This is a genomic window from Klebsiella sp. 18074 (genome assembly GCF_902705905.1).
In the GTDB taxonomy this organism is placed as follows: Bacteria; Pseudomonadota; Gammaproteobacteria; order Enterobacterales; family Enterobacteriaceae; genus Klebsiella; species Klebsiella terrigena.
The window spans coordinates 58,448-75,080 of record NZ_CACSIS010000024.1 but is presented as its reverse complement, the minus strand read 5'-3'; the positions used below and the strand labels follow the sequence as shown (position 1 = coordinate 75,080).

Sequence of the window (16,633 nt, the reverse complement as noted above, 5' to 3'; positions counted from 1 at the left end):
GGGGACACTCCCCAACTCGCCCATCAGCTGCGGCGAATCTGACCTGTCATCAGAACGAGAAAATCATGTTTAAACCGGAACTCCTTTCCCCGGCGGGAACGCTGAAAAATATGCGTTACGCTTTCGCCTACGGCGCAGATGCCGTTTATGCTGGCCAGCCGCGCTACTCTCTGCGCGTGCGCAATAACGAATTCAACCACGAAAACCTGCAGCTCGGCATCAACGAAGCCCATGCGCTGGGGAAAAAGTTCTACGTGGTGGTGAATATCGCGCCGCATAACGCCAAGCTGAAGACCTTCATTCGCGATCTGCAGCCGGTAGTGGAAATGGGGCCGGATGCGCTGATCATGTCCGATCCGGGCTTAATCATGCTGGTACGGGAAAACTTCCCCGCGATGCAGATCCACCTCTCGGTCCAGGCCAACGCCGTCAACTGGGCAACGGTAAAATTCTGGCAGCAGATGGGGCTCAGCCGGGTCATTCTCTCGCGCGAGCTATCGCTGGAAGAGATTGCCGAAATCCGCAGCCAGGTACCGGATATGGAGCTCGAGATTTTCGTTCACGGCGCGCTGTGCATGGCCTACTCCGGCCGCTGCCTGCTCTCCGGCTATATCAACAAACGCGACCCGAACCAGGGCACCTGCACCAACGCCTGCCGCTGGGAATATAACGTCCAGGAAGGCAAGCAGGACGACGTTGGCAATATCGTCCACAAGCATGAGCCGATCCCGGTACAGAACGTTGAGCCAACGCTGGGGATCGGTGAGCCGACCGATCGGGTATTTATGATTGAAGAAGCCAAGCGTCCGGGCGAATATATGACCGCCTTCGAAGACGAGCACGGCACCTACATCATGAACTCGAAGGATCTACGCGCCATCGCCCACGTTGAGCGCCTGAGCAAGATGGGCGTGCACTCGCTGAAAATCGAAGGCCGCACCAAGTCCTTCTACTACTGCGCCCGTACCGCGCAGGTCTACCGCAAGGCGATCGACGACGCTGCCGCCGGCAAACCTTTCGACGAAAGCCTGCTGGAAACCCTCGAAGGACTGGCCCACCGCGGCTATACCGAAGGCTTCCTGCGTCGCCATACCCACGATGACTATCAGAACTACGAGTACGGCTACTCTCTGTCAGAGCGCCAGCAGTTTGTCGGGGAGTTTACCGGCGAACGTAACGGCCAGCTGGCGGCGGTGGCGGTGAAAAACAAATTCACCCTCGGCGACAGCCTTGAGCTGATGACGCCGCAGGGCAACGTCAACTTCACCCTCGAGCATATGGAAAATGCCAAAGGCGAAGTGATGCCGGTCGCCCCCGGCGATGGCTACACGGTCTGGCTGCCGGTACCGGAAGATATGGTGCTGCAGTACGCGCTGCTGATGCGCAACTTCACCGGCCAGAGCACCCGAAACCCGCACAGCAGCTAGTTTACCGGGGTTATTTTTTCAGGATGCACGGATATTAGAAACGGATCACATACCGTTTCGCTTAAAGTCGTTATTATCCATTTCGCTGAAAAACATAACCCATAAATGCTAGCTGTACCAGGAACCACCTCCTTAGCCTGCGTAATCTCCCTTACGCGGGCTCATTTTTTAATCCCGCCGCCCGCTATCCTCACGATTTTTCGCGTAAAATTTTCATCGCCGCCAACCTGAGATACACTGTCTGCATCTTGTGCAATGAGGCAACCATCATGTCAACGTTTCCGTCCAGCTTACTGATCCTGAATGGCAAAGGCGCTAATGAGCCGCAGCTGCGCGAAGCGATAACTCTGTTACGCGACGAAGGCGTCGATATCCACGTCCGCGTCACCTGGGAAAAAGGCGACGCCGAGCGCTTCGTCGATGAGGCCGAACGGCTTAACGTCGGCACGGTGATTGCCGGCGGCGGCGACGGCACCATCAATGAAGTCGCCACCGCGCTGGTTCAGCGCGGCAGCAAGGCGGCGCTGGGGATCATCCCCCTCGGCACCGCCAACGACTTCGCCACCAGCGTCGGTATCCCGCAGGACCTCGCCAGCGCCCTCAAGCTGGCGATCGTCGGGCGCGATATCGCGATTGACGTCGCGCGGGTCAACGATAAAACCGGCTTTATCAATATGGCCACCGGCGGCTTCGGCACCCGGATCACCACCGAAACGCCGGAAAAACTTAAGGCCGCGCTGGGCGGCGTCTCCTACCTGATCCACGGCCTGATGCGCATGGATACCCTCAAGCCCGACCGCTGTGAAATCCGCGGGGAAAACTTCTCCTGGCAAGGGGACGCGCTGGTGATCGGCATCGGCAACGGACGTCAGGCCGGCGGCGGCCAGCAGCTGTGCCCGCAGGCGTTAATCAACGACGGGCTGCTGCATCTGCGCATCTTTACCGGCCAGGAGCTGCTGCCGGCGCTGTTCAGCACGCTGGCCAATCCCGACAACTCCCCTAACCTGGTGGACGGCGTGTCGTCGTGGTTTGAAATTACCGCCGCCCACAAGATGACCTTTAACCTCGACGGCGAGCCGCTGAGCGGCAAAACCTTCCGCATGGAAATTCTCCCCGGCGCCCTGCGCTGCCGGCTGCCGCCGGACTGCGCGCTGCTGAAATAATCCCCGGCGCTCGGCGGCGGCGATAGGCCGCCGAGCGTCATTCAGTACGCGGCCACCTCCCGCGCCATCTCCCGGGTATACTGCCGGCTGGCATTGACCAGCATTTGCGTATAGGCCGCCTGCGCCTCGCCGTTGACCAGCGCATCCACCGTCAGGGTTTCGAGGATCTGCCCGTGCTGCATCACCGCCACCTTATGACAGAGATGGGCAATCACCCCAAGGTCGTGGGTGACCATTAAATAGGTGAGCTTCGCCTCCCGCTGCAGTTCCGCCAGCAGGTTGAGGATCTCGGCCTGCACCGAAACGTCCAGCGCCGAGGTGGGCTCATCCAGCAGCAGCACCTGGGGTTCGAGGATCAGCGCCCGGGCGATCGCCACCCGCTGGCGCTGGCCGCCGGAAAGCTGGTGCGGATAGCGGTCGCGAAAGGCGCGATTTAGCCCCACTCTGTCCAGCAGCGTATTGACCCGCCGATCGCGATCGCCGATGCCGTGGATCTGCAGCGGCTCCTCAAGAATATCGCCCACGGTATGCCGCGGGTGCAGCGAGCCGTAGGGATCCTGAAAGACCATTTGCACCTGGCGACAGCGCTGGCGGCTGATTTTATGCTCCAGCCCGCGGCCGTCGATCGCCATCGCCCCCTGCCAGTGGGTGAACAGCCCGGCCAGACACTTCAGCACCGTGGTTTTGCCGGAACCGGACTCCCCCACCAGGCCGTAGATCTCGCCGGGACGGACGTGAAAACTCACGTCATGCAGGACCTGGCTACGCTTGCTGCCCTCGCCAAAGGCGAGGTTGAGGTTTTGTACGTCAATCATCAGGCTCTCCTTATTCCGTCAGCCAGCTGGCCTGGCGCTGTAGAACCGGCAGCACCGGGCGGCGACGCTGCATATCCGGCAGGGAGTTAATCAGCCCCTGCGTATAGGGATGGCGGGCGTTATCAAGGTCTTTGGCGGCAATGGACTCCACTACCCGCCCGGCGTACATCACCAGCACCCGATCGCAGAAGCTGCGCACCAGATTGATATCGTGGCTGATAAATATCAGCCCCAGCCCGCGCGACTGCACCAGATCGTCGAGCAGGCCGAGGACCTGCAGACGCACCGAGACGTCCAGCGCCGAGGTGGGCTCATCGGCAATCACCAGCTCCGGGTCGACGATCAGCATCATGGCGATCATGATGCGCTGCCCCTGGCCGCCGGAAATTTCATGCGGATAGAGCCGATAGACGCGCTGCGGGTCGCGGATCCGTACCACTTCCAGCATCTCCAGCGCTTTGCTTCTGGCCTCGTTTTTACGCCCGGGATGGTGGGTGAGCCAGGCTTCAGCCACCTGATCGCCGACGCACACCACCGGATTGAGCGAGTATTTCGGGTCCTGCATAATCATGGAGATGCGCTTGCCGCGCACGGCGCGCATCTGCGCCTCGCTGAGCTGCTGTAAATCAAGGTTGGCGAACTGCATCCGGCTGGCGCTAACCCGCGCCTTTTTCGGATGCAGCTGCAGCAGCGCGCGCCCGACGGTGGATTTGCCCGAGCCGGACTCGCCGACAATCGCCAGCTTCTCCCGCCCCAGCTGGAAGGAGACGCCGCGCACCGCATGGGTGACCGCGCCGCCGTTAACAAAGTCGACGCACAGGTCGCGCACGTCGAGCAGCGGTGCGCTATTCGCTACGAGGATCGAGGATGTCACGTAGGCCATCTCCTAAGAAGTTGAATGCCAGACTGTTGATAAGGATCGCCAGCCCCGGGATCGTTACTACCCACCAGCACTCCATCATGTAGGTGCGACCGCTGGAGATCATCGCCCCCCACTCCGGATCCGGCGGCTGGGCGCCGAGGCCGAGAAAGCCCAGCCCGGCGGCGGTCAGAATAATTCCCGCCATATTCATGGTGATGCGGATGATCACCGACGGCAGGCACAGCGGCACAATGTGCCGCCACAGCACGCGGGTCGCAGAAGCGCCCTGTAAACGCACCGCCGAGATAAAATCGGCCTGCCGCAGGGAGAGCGTTTCCGCGCGGGCCAGACGCGCAATCGGCGGCCAGGCGGTCAGCGTAATCGCAATCACCACGTGCTCAAGGCCGGGGCCCAGCGCTGCCACAAAGGCCAGCGCCAGCACCAGGCTCGGGAAGGAGATAAAGATATCGGTGACGCGCATCAGCACCATATCCACCCTGCCGCCAAAGTAGCCGGCGCTCACTCCCAGCAGCAGCCCCAGCGGCCCGACGGTCACCGACACCAGCAGCACGATATAGAGCGTGATGCGCGAGCCGTAGACCAGCCGGCTAAAGATATCGCGGCCAAACTCGTCGGTGCCGAACCAGTGCTGCGCATTAGGCGCCGCCAGCGCGTTGTTGAGGTCCTGCACCAGCGGGTGATAGGGGGCAATCTGCGGCGCAAAAATCGCCACCACCAGCAGCAGGCCGATAATCCCGCCGCCGATCGCGGTGAGAGGATTGCGCGCCATCCTGCCGATAAACCCGGCGCCGCGCCTCAGCCCGCGAACTATCCGCTGACGGCCCTCGTTCGTTCCGCCTCGCAGCGGGGTATCCAGCGAAACCGTCATGATTTGGTCCTCGGGTCAAAGAATTGGTACAGCATGTCGGAAAGCAAATTGAGCATCACGAAAATGCCCCCCACCAGCAGCACGCAGCCCATCACCGCGTTCATATCCCCGAGCAGCAGGCTGCCGGTGAGATAGGAGCCGAAGCCGGGCCACGAGAAGACCGTCTCGATCAGCACCGCCCCTTCCAGCAGCGCGCCGTAGGCCAGCGCCACGACCGTCAGCAGCTGCACCAGTATGTTGCGAAAGGCGTGATGCCAGATAACCTGCCGCTCGGTGAGCCCCTTCACCCTGGCGGTGATAATGAACTCCTGCGACAGCTGGGCCAGCATAAAGCTGCGGGTCATGCGGCTGATGTAGGCCAGCGAGTGAAAGCCGAGCAGCGAAGCGGGTAAAATCAGATGATTGATGGCGTTCCAGAATACCTGGCCATTCCCCGCCAGCAGCGCATCAACGGTCATCAGGCCGGTGCGCCGCGGCACGATCCCGTCCAGGCCGAGATCCACCCGTCCGGCGCCGCCCACCCAGCCGAGCCAGGCGTAGAACACCAGCAGCCCGATCATCCCGACCCAGAAGATCGGCGTCGAGTAGCCGGCGAGGCTAATAATACGCACCACGTAGTCGCTGAGGCTGTTGCGCCGCGCCGCGGCCAGCACGCCCAGCGGAATACCGAGCCCGGCGCCAACGATAATCGCCATCGTCGCCAGCTCCATGGTCGCCGGGAAGACGCGAATAATATCGTCCATCACCGGTTTCCCGGTCAGCAGGGCGTTGCCCAGATCCCCGTGCAGCAGGTTGACGAAATAGATGGCAAACTGGGTGACCAGCGACTGGTCAAACCCCAGCTGGTGGTACACCTGCTGATAGGTGCCGTGGTCGGCATCCGGGCCAACAATCGCCAGCACCGGGTCGATGGGCATCACCCGTCCGATGGTGAAGGTGAGCAGCAGCAGGCCGAACAGCGTGATCGCCACCTGCAGCAGCCGTTTAGCCAAACGCCGGGCGCGGGAGCCGGGCGCGAAAAGGCGTGTACTCATCCTTTCTCTCCTTCGCTGACTTTATAGACTTTGCGTAAAAAGGTGGTGGCGGACGGATGCGGCCGATAGTCGTGCACCTCCCGACGGACCACCACCGAATCAACCATCTGTGAAAGCGGGATCAGGGCCGGGATCAGCTGGTCGTAGCGGGCCTGAATCGCCCGGTAGTCGGCAACCTGCTTCTGCGGGTCGCGTTCGAGCAGCGCGCCGTCGATCATCGCGTTGAGCTTTTGGTCGTAAAAACCGGTCCGCCAGCCCTGGAAGTTGGTCAGCCGCGCGGCGTCGCTGTTATCCGGGTTATAGACCAGCGCCCGCAGGCTGGAGTGCGGATGCGGCTCCATCCCGCTGCCGCCGCGGCCCACCAGCAGGTCGAACTGACGCTCGCGCATCGCCCCGTAGATCTGGTTGCCGGTACCGGTAATAATTTTGGCGTTAATGCCCGCCTGCATCAGCGTGGACTGCACGGCAATGGCGATATTGAGGAACGGCTGGTCGGAGAGCACCCGCAGCGTGGTAGTGAAACCGTCGGGATAGCCCGCCTCCGCCAGCAGCTTTTTCGCCCGCGCAATATCCAGCCGGTAGCCCGGGTCCGGCAGCGTCGAGGGCATGCCCGCTTTGATCGGCCGCTGGTGCAGCACGCCGTAGCCCGGCATCAGCGCCCGGTTAATCCCCTGATAGTCAATCAGGTAGCGCAGGGCCTCGCGCACCTTGGGGTTGGCGAAGTGCGCCTCCTTCATGCTCATCGCCACGTAGTACATCGTTCCGCGCTGCACCGCATCGACGCTCAGCTGCGGGTTGCTGCGCAGGGCGTTGATATCCGATACCGCCATATTGTTGGCGATGTCGAGATCGCCCTTCTCAATCATCAGGCGCAGCGTTTGCGACTCCTGAAAATGGCGCAGCACCACCCGGCTCATCTTCGCCTCCCCGCGCCAGTAGTTCGGGTTGCGCTGCATGCGCAGCACCTCCTTCGCCTGCCAGGTTTCCAGCATAAACGGCCCGGACCCGGCTTCGTGGGTGGTCAGCCAGCGGTTGCCCCAGTCGTTATCCTGCGCGTGGCTTTGCACCGTTTTGCTGTCGATCACGCCAAGGTTGCCAAGCGCGCCGAGGGAGTAGAGCACCAGCTGCGGATCGTTGGCCTTCGGCAGGGTGATTTGCACCGTCACGTCGTCCAGCGCCGTCACCTGCTTATCGATATTGCTTTTGCTGAAGCCGTAGGATTTCCACACCGAGGCCTGGGCGAGGTTAAGGTGCAGGATCCGCCGCATCGACCACACCACGTCGGCCGCGGTCAGCGGATTGCCGGAGTGAAACGTCACGTTGTCGTGCAGATGGAAGGTCAGCGTCGCGCCGTCCGGGCTTATCTCCCAGGATTTAGCCAGCGCCGGGCGCACGTTGGTGAGCTGCTCGGGGTCCAGTTCAACCAGTGAATCGTAAAGATTGACCACTACCCCCACCACCTCGTTGCCGGTCATGGCCGCCGGGTCGAGTGTCAGCAGGTTATTCATATTCATACCGACGATCAGCTGGTCGGGCGGCGTTTTGGCGTAGCTCGCCCCGCTCCCCAGCGTCACGGCGAGCGCGAGCAGGCACGCTCCCAGTAAGGAGGATTTCTTCATCTATCTTTCGCCTGTAGGGTACACGCCCGTCATCATTTACGCCGCAGCGGCTGACTCAGGGCCTGTTTTATCATTGTTATCCGTTCGGCCATATCCGCTATGCCTTCAGCATGCGGACTTTTTATTAATCAGTCGTGGCTAACGGTATTGGCTTCGATATACGCAAAGTTGATGTCTTCCCCGAGGCCCGGGCGCTGTGACAAATGCACAAAGCCCTGCTCATCCATCGGGTCAACGATGCTGTTGAGATAGGCGGCCGGCGCGTCGTAATCGAGGAACGGATGCAGCAGACCGCGTTCGTACCAGCGGCAGTTGCGGATCGCCCCCACCACCGCCAGGCTCGCCGCCCCGTTGCCGTGAACCTCACAGTCCATACCGAAAGACTCCGCCAGCGCCGCCACCTTCATGGTGGGCGTAATCCCGCCGACGCCGTTGGCCCCGGCGCGTAAAATATCGCAGGCTCCGGCCTTCACCCATTCAGCGCGCATATGATGCTTGCCGCCGAAGCTCTCCGGGCCGACGATCGGAATGGTCAGGTTTTCCGCCAGCCAGGCGTAGGACGACATCGAATCCTCCTCCATCGGCTCTTCAAACCAGGCGAAGTCGAGCTTTTCCAGCTCCTTGCCAATCCACAGCGCCTCGGCGCGGCTGTACCAGTGGTAGCCGTCAATCATCAGCTCAACGTCCGGGCCAACCGCTTCACGTACCGCGGCGCAGGCTTTGATATCCATCTTCGGATTCGGCGCAAAGGCGATCGGCGGCATCCAGGTGTGCAGCTTGATGGCCCTGTAGCCGCGCGCCACCAGCTTTTCGGCAAACGCCGCGAACTCATCTGGCGTTGACAGGCCGCCGGGCAGATCGTCCCCGCACATGGTGCTGCCGTAGGCCGGCACCTTATCGCGATAGCCGCCCAGCAGCTTATAGACCGGCATATTGAGCCTGCGGCCCAGCAGATCCCACAGCGCCTGTTCAGCAAACGACAGCGCGCGCTCGGTCAGCTGGTGGGCGCTGCCGCGCTGCCAGTGGTTAAGATCCTGCCAGATGCGCTCGCGATTAAAGGGATCCTGCCCCACCAGTACCTTACGGAAAAAAGTGTCCACCACAAACGGGCGCACCACTTCCGGCGGCGCGAAGGCGTAGCCCTGGGTGCCGTCATCGGCGGTGATGGTCAGCATCGCCATTTTCGCCAGCCCTTCCGCTCCCGGGTGAGAGTGCCCGGCGCTATCGGCAACCCGCCGGGTGGGATAGTGAAAAACGGTGACGGTTACAGATTCAATTTTCATTCTTTGTCCTTAGTACGATGCACCTGAACCCATATGGCCAAAATTCGCCCAACTGATAAGCATGTTGAATGGGTTCACATAATTGAAAAGGCGTTTCAATTATTAATTTAAGCACAAATCATTAACACTTCCTCGGACAAATTCCGCTATGCAACGACCGAATTTTGGGCATCGGCACGACAGGACGTGATTGTTTTCACAAAAGAGAGAGGAAATGTGAGGGCGATCGCCAGGGGAAAAGTGTGAAAAATGAGCGCAGAAAAGAGATAAACCGACCGTTTACACCTCCAGGGATCCTGCGCTCACCGGTTCGTGACTATCCGGCCGCCTTAACGCGTTCGTCACGCGACAGCAGCAGCTCGGTTAGGGAGTGATGGCGGGCAACCGCGCCGTGGAACTGCTGATGCTGGCAATCTTCAGTCACCGCTATCGTCGGAATACCCGCGGCCCGGGCGGCCTGAAAGCCGCTGGCGCTGTCTTCGATAACCAGGCACTGCTCCGCGCGGAGGTTGAGCTTGCGCAGGGTTGAGAGGTAGACCGCCGGGTGCGGCTTGCCCCAGGCTTCGTCGTCGGCGCTGGAGATCGCGTCGAACCAGGGGCGCAGGGCGAGCTTATCCAGCACGGCGGCAATAACCTGATGGGACGAGGAGGTCGCCAGCGCAATCTTATAGCCGCAGCGGCGGAAATGAGCTAAGGCGTCATTGACCCCCTCCATCGCCTCACCGCTGGCAGTAATCAGGCCGGTGACCCGCTGCAGGATAGTCTGCTGCAGGCGCTGCGGCGCGACGCTGAGCCGGCAGTGGCGGCACCAGATGCGCGCAATGTCGTCCAGCCGCTTGCCTTTGGTCAAGGTTTCGCACTCCTCGACGCTGGCCGTCGCGCCCAGAGATGCCAGGGCCTCCATCTGCGCCTGGCGCCACAGGCCTTCCGAGTCAATCAGCACGCCGTCCATGTCAAAAATTACCGCTTTAATACTCATCATCCACCTCAGGCGGGCCGCGACGTTGCGATCGCGGCCCGTAGACTCTCATCAGGAAAATTCGACGCTTTTACCGCTGCCGGCCGGCTGCTGGCTAAAGCCCGGCTGCTCGACGCGGATAAACGCGCAGAGGAAGAACGCCAGCACGTACAGCGCGGTGTAGGCAATAACCACCCCAATGGTGCTGTAGTACGGCAGCAGGACCACCGCTATCGCCGGGGCGAGGAAGTTGGAGAGCCCCGCCGACAGGTTATAGACCGAAATGGCCGCCCCTTTATGCTTCGGCTCAAGCGCCGGGAACACGGCGGCCATCGGCACGAAGGCGGCAACAAAGATCCCCAGCGCAACCGCCGGGATCAGCGCCATGGCGAAGTTATGCCCGAAGTGCTGCGGAATGTAGTAGAAGGCGAGGCTCGACAGCGCCATGCCGACGCAGCCAAACCAGCGCACCACTTTGATCCAGCCCAGCTTCTCGCCGAGGATCCCCCACAGCACGTTGGAGAAAATGGTGGTGAAGAAGAACACCGCCCACACCTGCAGCCACTCCGAGGTGGTGAAACCCAGCTCGTCAACAAACATCAGCGGCATAATGACCGCAAAGCCGAACAGCGACAGGGTGTTGATAATACGCACCATGCTGGAGAGCAGAATATTGCGATTGCTGTAGAGCAGCGTGACCGCGCGGCCCAGCTCGGCAAACTTTTCGCGGGTGGTCAGGTTTTGCATATGCCGCGGCGTTTCGATTTTGCGCAGCGCGACCATCGCGATAATGCCGCCGGTGATGCAGAACACCAGCGCCAGCCACAGCGTGCCGAGCTCGCCGATATGCGGGATGGTAAAGCTCGGGATGTAGCTGCCGAACACGCCGATGCCGATGGAATAGACCGCCCAGAACCAGCCCAGCGCCGAGCTGGCGCTGTCGCTTTTGACGTTGTGAATAATCGCCACGATGAACGAGTAGAGGAACAGCGGATAGGCAAAGCCGCGAATGCCGTAGAACAGCAGGATCAGCGGGTAGTTAGCGTGTCCGAGGCCAAAAATCAGGAACAGAACGTGGAACACGCACCACAGCACGAAGCCGATCATCATCGTTTTCTGCGGAGTGATAATCTCCGCCACCACGCCGGAAATCCACGCCGAGAGCGCGGCGGCCAGGCCGTACAGCGTAAAGGCGAAAGAGGCCTGCGCCGGGGTGAAGCCCAGCTCTTTGATATAGTGCGAGAGAAAAGCCAGCTCGAAACCGTCGCCGGTCATAAACACGGCGATAGCAATGTATCCCCATATCAGATTCAGGGGCAGACCGAGCCACTGTTTATTGGTTGCGGACATAATGACCTCGTTTGCAGGGTACAGGAGTTCGCTCCGATGACGCCACCGGGGCGGTTGTTCTACCCCTCATCGTTCAGGCCGCAGGCCGTTGCCTTCCCGCGGCCCGAACTCGTTAGGGTATGTTATTGATATTTAGCGCTGACGGTAATTCAGGTCGTTGAGATATAAGGCTTTAAACTGCGCATAGCGCTGCATCAGTGCCTGATGGCGGGCCGGCGTCGTGCGCCAGGTCTGCCAGACTTCCGGCTTTTCGCACACCGCGGCCAGCGGTTTCCCTGCCGCCAGGCAGGCCAGCCGCGCCGCCCCCAGCGCGCCGCCGGTTTCGCCCCCTTTGTGGGTGACCACCGGCATCGCGAGAATATCCGCCAGCAGCTGGGCCCAGAACGGGCTTCGGGCGCCGCCGCCGACCAGCGAGCACTGATCAATCCGCGTGCCGCTCTCCTTCAGCACCTGCAGCCCGTCGTTGATGCCAAAGCTCACGCCCTCCAGCACCGCGTAACCCAGCTGCGCGCGCAGGCTGGAGTGCGTCATCCCCCAAAACATCCCCCGGGCATCGGGGTCGTTATGCGGGGTGCGTTCGCCGGAAAGGTACGGCAGGAAGAACGGCGCACTGGCTTTCTCCTCCTCGCTGAGCTGGGCAATCTCCTCCAGCAGAGCGACCTCGGTGGTGCTGGTGAGACGGCAGAACCACTGCAGGCAGCTGGCGGCGCTGAGCATGACGCTCATCTGGTGCCACAGGTTCGGCAGCACGTGGCAGAAGGCGTGAACCGCCGACTGCGGCGCCGGACGATAGGCGTCGGTCACCACGAACAGCACGCCGGAGGTCCCGAGAGAGATAAAGGCATCGCCCGGCGAGACCGCCCCAACGCCAATGGCGCTGACCGCGTTATCGCCCCCGCCGCCAGCCACCACCACCGACGCGTTCAGCCCCCAGCGCTCCGCCACCTGCGGATCGAGGGTTGCTGAAACCTCGCAGCCTTCGACCAGCGTCGGCATATGGCTGCGCGACAGGCCGCACTTGTCCAGCAGCGCATCGGACCAGTCGCGCTTCGCCACGTCCAGCCACAGCGTCCCGGCGGCGTCCGACATATCGGAGATTTTGCGGCCGGTCATCCGGTAGCGCAGATAGTCCTTCGGCAGCATCACCGTCGCCGTGCGCTGGAAGTTGGCCGGCTCGTGGCGGCGCACCCACAGCAGCTTTGGCGCGGTAAAGCCGGGCATCGCCAGGTTTCCCGCCACCTGGTGCAGCTCGGGGGCCATCTCCTCCAGCTCGCGGCACTCGTCGGCGCAGCGGGTGTCGTTCCACAGGATGGCCGGGCGGATCACCTCCCCGCGCTCGTCCAGCAGCACCGCGCCGTGCATCTGCCCCGAAAGGCCAATCGCCTTGATGGCCGACCAGTGAGGGCCGCACTTTTCCCGCAGGGTGGTCATCAGATATTCCGTGGCTTCCCACCACGCCTGCGGCGCCTGTTCTGACCAGTGAGGATGGGGCCGCTGAATGCTCAGCGGCGCGCTATGGCTGGCGACGACGTCGTTGTTCTCGTCAATGACCAGCGCTTTCACTTCCGACGTGCCAAGATCGATCCCTAAGTACATAGCCACCTCTTACTTAATCAGCGTATAAACTGCGGCAATCTTCTCGCGCAGCAGCGCCAGGAAGTCCTCGTTCTCCGCCAGCGCGCCGAACAGCGCCCGGTCTTTGGCGTAGACGGCGATCGGGTCGCTGGCTTCGAACATCTCGTGCACCGCCTGCGCGTCGAGGATCCCGTCCTGGTATTGATACGGCAGCGTTCCCTTATGCCACTGCTCCATAAAGACGAAGAACAGCGCCGGGAGCATCGCCGTCGCCTCCGGACGCGCACCGCGCTGATAGCACTCCTGCAGGGTCGGAGCGATCATCGCCGGGATTTTTGAGAAGCCGTCCGCCGCCACCCGCTGATTGGTGTCCTGGATGTAGGGGTTGGTAAAGCGCTTGAGCACCACGTCGCGATAGGTCGCGAGGTCAATACCGTTATCGCCGAGGCACGGGATCACGTCTTCGGTGACGTAGCGATCGGCAATGGCGTAGATGAACCCGGTCAGCGTGCTTTCGTGGATATAGCGCTGGCCGATCAGGGTGCCCGCCCAGGCGATGCAGCTGTGCGAGGCGTTGAGAACGCGGATTTTCGCCTCTTCGTAAGGGATAACCGAGTCCACCATCTCAACGCCAACGGCTTCCAGATTCGGCCGTTCGGCGCGGAAATTATCCTCCACTACCCACTGAATGAAGCTTTCGCCCATTACCGGCGCCTTATCGTCAATCCCGGTTTGCGCTTTGATGCGCGCCGGCAGATCCGCTGCCGGGCGCGGCGTGATGCGGTCAACCATGGTGTTCGGGCAGTTCGCATTCGCCGCCAGCCACTCGACCAGCGCCTGCCTGCCGGTTAGCTGCAGGAACTCCACCAGCCCGTCGTGAAAGCGCTCGCCGTTGTGGCGGACGTTATCGCAGTTCAGCAGGGTCAGCGGCCCGGCGTTATCCGCCATGCGCTTTTCCAGGATACGCGCGATGGTGCCGTAAATGGTCTTGCAGTCGCCCTGCAGGTCGGCAAGCAGATCGGGGTTGCTGGTCTCCAGACGATGGCCGGTGTTGAGGTAGTAGCCCCCTTCGGTAACGGTGAAGGCAATCACTTTAGTCTGCGGGTTGGCCCCTTCGTCAATCAGCGGCTGCAGCCCCTTCTGCCACGCCAGCAGCTTCTGGATAGAGGTAATTTCTTCATATTCGCGCTCGCCTTCCGGGCTGACGGTCTCCAGCACGTAGCGTCCGCCCTGCGCGGCCAGCGCCTGCACCACCTGCTCGGCATCGTCGCGAATGTTGCCAGCGGCGATATGCCAGCGCTTATCGCCGCTGGCGATCAGGCGATGCAGGTACCACGCCTGATGCGCACGGTGAAAAGAACCCAAACCGATGTGAAGCCATGTGTATTGCTGATTCATATTCTGATCTCCTTGAGTGATGTGGCTCACTGTAGATGATCATTTGACCTAATTAAGAGCCATAGATCACAAAAGAGCAATTACCCAAACAAATTACAAATGACCAAATCAGAGCAAAAGCTTGCCTGTTTTCTGAGCCGCAGCCAAAATGCTGCTAACAGTCAAAATTAGCGGGCCCGCGAAAAGACATGCTTATCGCCACGGCCGCCAACTTAAGGCAGGGAACCGTGAGTAAAGAAGATGACATCAGGCTGGACCAGAAGGTCCGCGCCGCGTGGATGTACTACATTGCTGGCCAGAATCAGAGCGAGATCGCCAGCCAGCTCGGCACCTCAAGGCCGGTGGTCCAGCGGCTGATTGCCGCGGCGAAAGAGGAAGGTATCGTCTCTATTGGGCTACATCATCCGGTAGCAAACTGCCTCGACTACGCCCAGCTGCTGCAGGAAAAATATCAGCTTATCGACTGCAATATCGTCCCGGCCTACAGCGAGGAGAGCACCCTCGACAGCGTTTCGTTCGGCTGCTACCAGCTGATGGCCCGCTATCTGCAGGACGATAAGGCCAAAATCATCGGCATTGGCTCCGGGCTGACGCTGAAAAAAACCATGCAGCGCATCGATTTCGATAGCCTCAACACCCGCTGCGTGGCGCTGATAAGCGCGATGGATGCCGACGGGCAGTGCAACTACTACGACGACGTTCCCCTGCTGCTGGCGCGGAAAATTCAGGCCAAATATTACCAGTGGCCGGCGCCGCGCTACGCGCAAACGGCGGATGAGCACCGGATGTGGTGCACCAGCCGGCTGTTTCAGAGCGTGTCGGGCGTCGCGCAGCAGGCGGACGTGATTTTCGTCGGCATCGGCCCGCTGGGTACCCAAAGTCCGATCTTCAAGGACGGATTTATTAATCAGGCGCAGCTTGACGAGCTGACGGCGCAGGGCGGGATCGGCGAGATCCTCGGCCGCTTTATTGATGCCGAAGGCGGCGTGGTGGAGAGCAATATCAACCAGATGATCACCAGCTACGATATCCGCCACAACCGCTGCCCGCGCATTGCGGTAGCCTGCGGCGAATATAAGCGTCCGGCCATTCTGGCGGCGCTGAAAGGCGGCTGGATCAACGGTCTGGTGACCGATGAACACACCGCCCGCTGGCTGCTAACGCGCTAGCGCCCGCGCCGCGCTCAGATAAGCTCCCGGCTGCCGATCAGCAGCGGCGGAATTTCGATCAGCTGCTTAGCGGCATCGCCGGAATCGATAATGCCGAACACCGCCTCGAGCATCGCCGGCACGTTCTGCTGAACCATGTCGATATCGTGCCCCAGCAGGTAGACGAAGGGATCCCAGTCGAAGCAGCCCATCGGCGGCTGCCCGGTGCCGGTCAGGCCCCGCTGGGCCAGCCAGCGGACGACCCCTTCAAGCGAGATGGTGGAGTTGACGAAGAAACCCTGCAGATGCTCATCCGGCGCGCCAAAGCGGGCCTGCATGCTGGCCTCAACTTTGCCTTTCGAGTAGCCGGGGGCGAGAATATTTTCCGCCGGCACGCTCAGGCCGCGCCCCCTATGCGCGTCGTGAAAGCCGCGCAGGCGCTCAAGGGTGTTGTGGTCGCTGCTGCGTCCGCCGACGAAGGTCAGCGGCGCCAGGCTGCCGTGCCGGCGCAGGCTGTTGTCGAGGATTTTATCGGTCAACGCCCGTGCCCCGGCGTAGTTATCGGAAATCACCGACGGCGCAATGGTGCCCGGTAGGTCAAGGTTGATGCTGGGCACGCCCGCCTGCTGGCACAGCTCGGTAATTTTGTCCGGGTTGGTCGCCCCGGTCGCCACCACCCAGTCCACCTGCCATGAGAGCATCGCCTTCACGGCTTCAATCTCCAGCTCCGGGCGTCGACGGGTACAGGTAATAATCGGCAGCAGGCCGCGCTCGCGCGCCATCTCTTCAAAGCTTTCCGCCACCGATCCGAAGTAGCGGTTATCATATTTAGGGACGATCATGCCGATCACATGGGATTTTTTACTGCGCAGCATGCTGGCCTGGCGGTTGATCGCATAGCCCTGCTCTTCGGCAATCCGGGTAACCTTCTCCGCCAGCTTCGCGCTAATACGGCGCTTTTTCCAGTTGCCGTTGAGGATCGCGCTGACCGCGCTTGCCGAGACGCCGGATAATTCCGCCAGATCGTAGATAGTGATTTTTTTCATTTTCCCAACTTGCGTCACAAATTCATTTCGCTGTTAATTTACCCACTTGCTCAATCGATGAAGCTG

At 61.3% G+C, this 16,633-nt stretch carries 14 protein-coding genes; 3 read left to right on the top strand and 11 right to left on the bottom strand.

The window, feature by feature from the left end; all coding sequences use genetic code 11:
* The first annotated feature begins 65 nt into the window (after positions 1 to 65).
* On the top strand, positions 66 to 1,427 hold the full coding sequence (gene yegQ, locus GVK32_RS21170; RefSeq protein WP_159866338.1) for a tRNA 5-hydroxyuridine modification protein YegQ: 1,362 nt from the start codon (positions 66 to 68) through the stop codon (positions 1,425 to 1,427).
* 269 nt (positions 1,428 to 1,696) lie between these two features.
* Entirely contained in the window at positions 1,697 to 2,590 is an 894-nt protein-coding gene (gene yegS, locus GVK32_RS21165) for a lipid kinase YegS (RefSeq protein ID WP_159866335.1), read from the top strand.
* Positions 2,591 to 2,631: 41 nt separating this feature from the next.
* Here the strand turns inward: yegS and GVK32_RS21160 are convergent, their stop codons facing one another.
* The 10 genes from GVK32_RS21160 to dalD form a co-directional block, all read right to left on the bottom strand.
* Positions 2,632 to 3,405: an ABC transporter ATP-binding protein gene (locus GVK32_RS21160; protein ID WP_159866332.1), complete on the bottom strand. Its 774-nt coding sequence runs from the start codon at positions 3,403 to 3,405 to the stop codon at positions 2,632 to 2,634.
* Between the two features lie 10 nt (positions 3,406 to 3,415).
* On the bottom strand, positions 3,416 to 4,279 hold the full coding sequence (locus tag GVK32_RS21155) for an ABC transporter ATP-binding protein (RefSeq protein WP_159866383.1): 864 nt from the start codon (positions 4,277 to 4,279) through the stop codon (positions 3,416 to 3,418).
* Positions 4,251 to 5,156, bottom strand: coding sequence for an ABC transporter permease (locus GVK32_RS21150; protein WP_041146413.1), 906 nt, complete (start codon positions 5,154 to 5,156; stop codon positions 4,251 to 4,253). Before GVK32_RS21150 ends, GVK32_RS21155 begins: the two co-directional genes overlap by 29 nt.
* On the bottom strand, positions 5,153 to 6,190 hold the full coding sequence (locus GVK32_RS21145) for an ABC transporter permease (protein ID WP_159866329.1): 1,038 nt from the start codon (positions 6,188 to 6,190) through the stop codon (positions 5,153 to 5,155). The genes GVK32_RS21150 and GVK32_RS21145 overlap by 4 nt, the downstream gene beginning before the upstream one ends.
* A complete protein-coding gene (locus tag GVK32_RS21140) occupies positions 6,187 to 7,809 on the bottom strand; it encodes an ABC transporter substrate-binding protein (RefSeq protein ID WP_159866327.1) in 1,623 nt (540 codons plus the stop codon). Before GVK32_RS21140 ends, GVK32_RS21145 begins: the two co-directional genes overlap by 4 nt.
* A gap of 128 nt (positions 7,810 to 7,937) precedes the next feature.
* Positions 7,938 to 9,092, bottom strand: coding sequence for a mandelate racemase family protein (locus GVK32_RS21135; RefSeq protein ID WP_159866324.1), 1,155 nt, complete (start codon positions 9,090 to 9,092; stop codon positions 7,938 to 7,940).
* Between the two features lie 316 nt (positions 9,093 to 9,408).
* Entirely contained in the window at positions 9,409 to 10,071 is a 663-nt protein-coding gene (locus GVK32_RS21130; protein ID WP_159866321.1) for an HAD family phosphatase, read from the bottom strand.
* Positions 10,072 to 10,122: 51 nt separating this feature from the next.
* Complete coding sequence (locus GVK32_RS21125; protein ID WP_159866318.1) at positions 10,123 to 11,400, bottom strand: RbtT/DalT/CsbX family MFS transporter; 1,278 nt, start codon at positions 11,398 to 11,400, stop codon at positions 10,123 to 10,125.
* 132 nt (positions 11,401 to 11,532) lie between these two features.
* Complete coding sequence (gene xylB / locus GVK32_RS21120; RefSeq protein WP_159866315.1) at positions 11,533 to 12,996, bottom strand: xylulokinase; 1,464 nt, start codon at positions 12,994 to 12,996, stop codon at positions 11,533 to 11,535.
* Between the two features lie 9 nt (positions 12,997 to 13,005).
* Positions 13,006 to 14,373: a D-arabinitol 4-dehydrogenase gene (dalD, locus tag GVK32_RS21115; RefSeq protein ID WP_159866312.1), complete on the bottom strand. Its 1,368-nt coding sequence runs from the start codon at positions 14,371 to 14,373 to the stop codon at positions 13,006 to 13,008.
* A 227-nt stretch (positions 14,374 to 14,600) separates the two neighbouring features.
* On the opposite strand from dalD, the gene GVK32_RS21110 reads away from it, so the two are divergent.
* Positions 14,601 to 15,542, top strand: coding sequence for a sugar-binding transcriptional regulator (locus GVK32_RS21110; protein WP_159866309.1), 942 nt, complete (start codon positions 14,601 to 14,603; stop codon positions 15,540 to 15,542).
* A gap of 14 nt (positions 15,543 to 15,556) precedes the next feature.
* Here GVK32_RS21110 and GVK32_RS21105 read toward each other — a convergent pair whose 3' ends face one another.
* A complete protein-coding gene (locus tag GVK32_RS21105) occupies positions 15,557 to 16,567 on the bottom strand; it encodes a LacI family DNA-binding transcriptional regulator (RefSeq protein WP_159866306.1) in 1,011 nt (336 codons plus the stop codon).
* Positions 16,568 to 16,633: the final 66 nt, after the last annotated feature.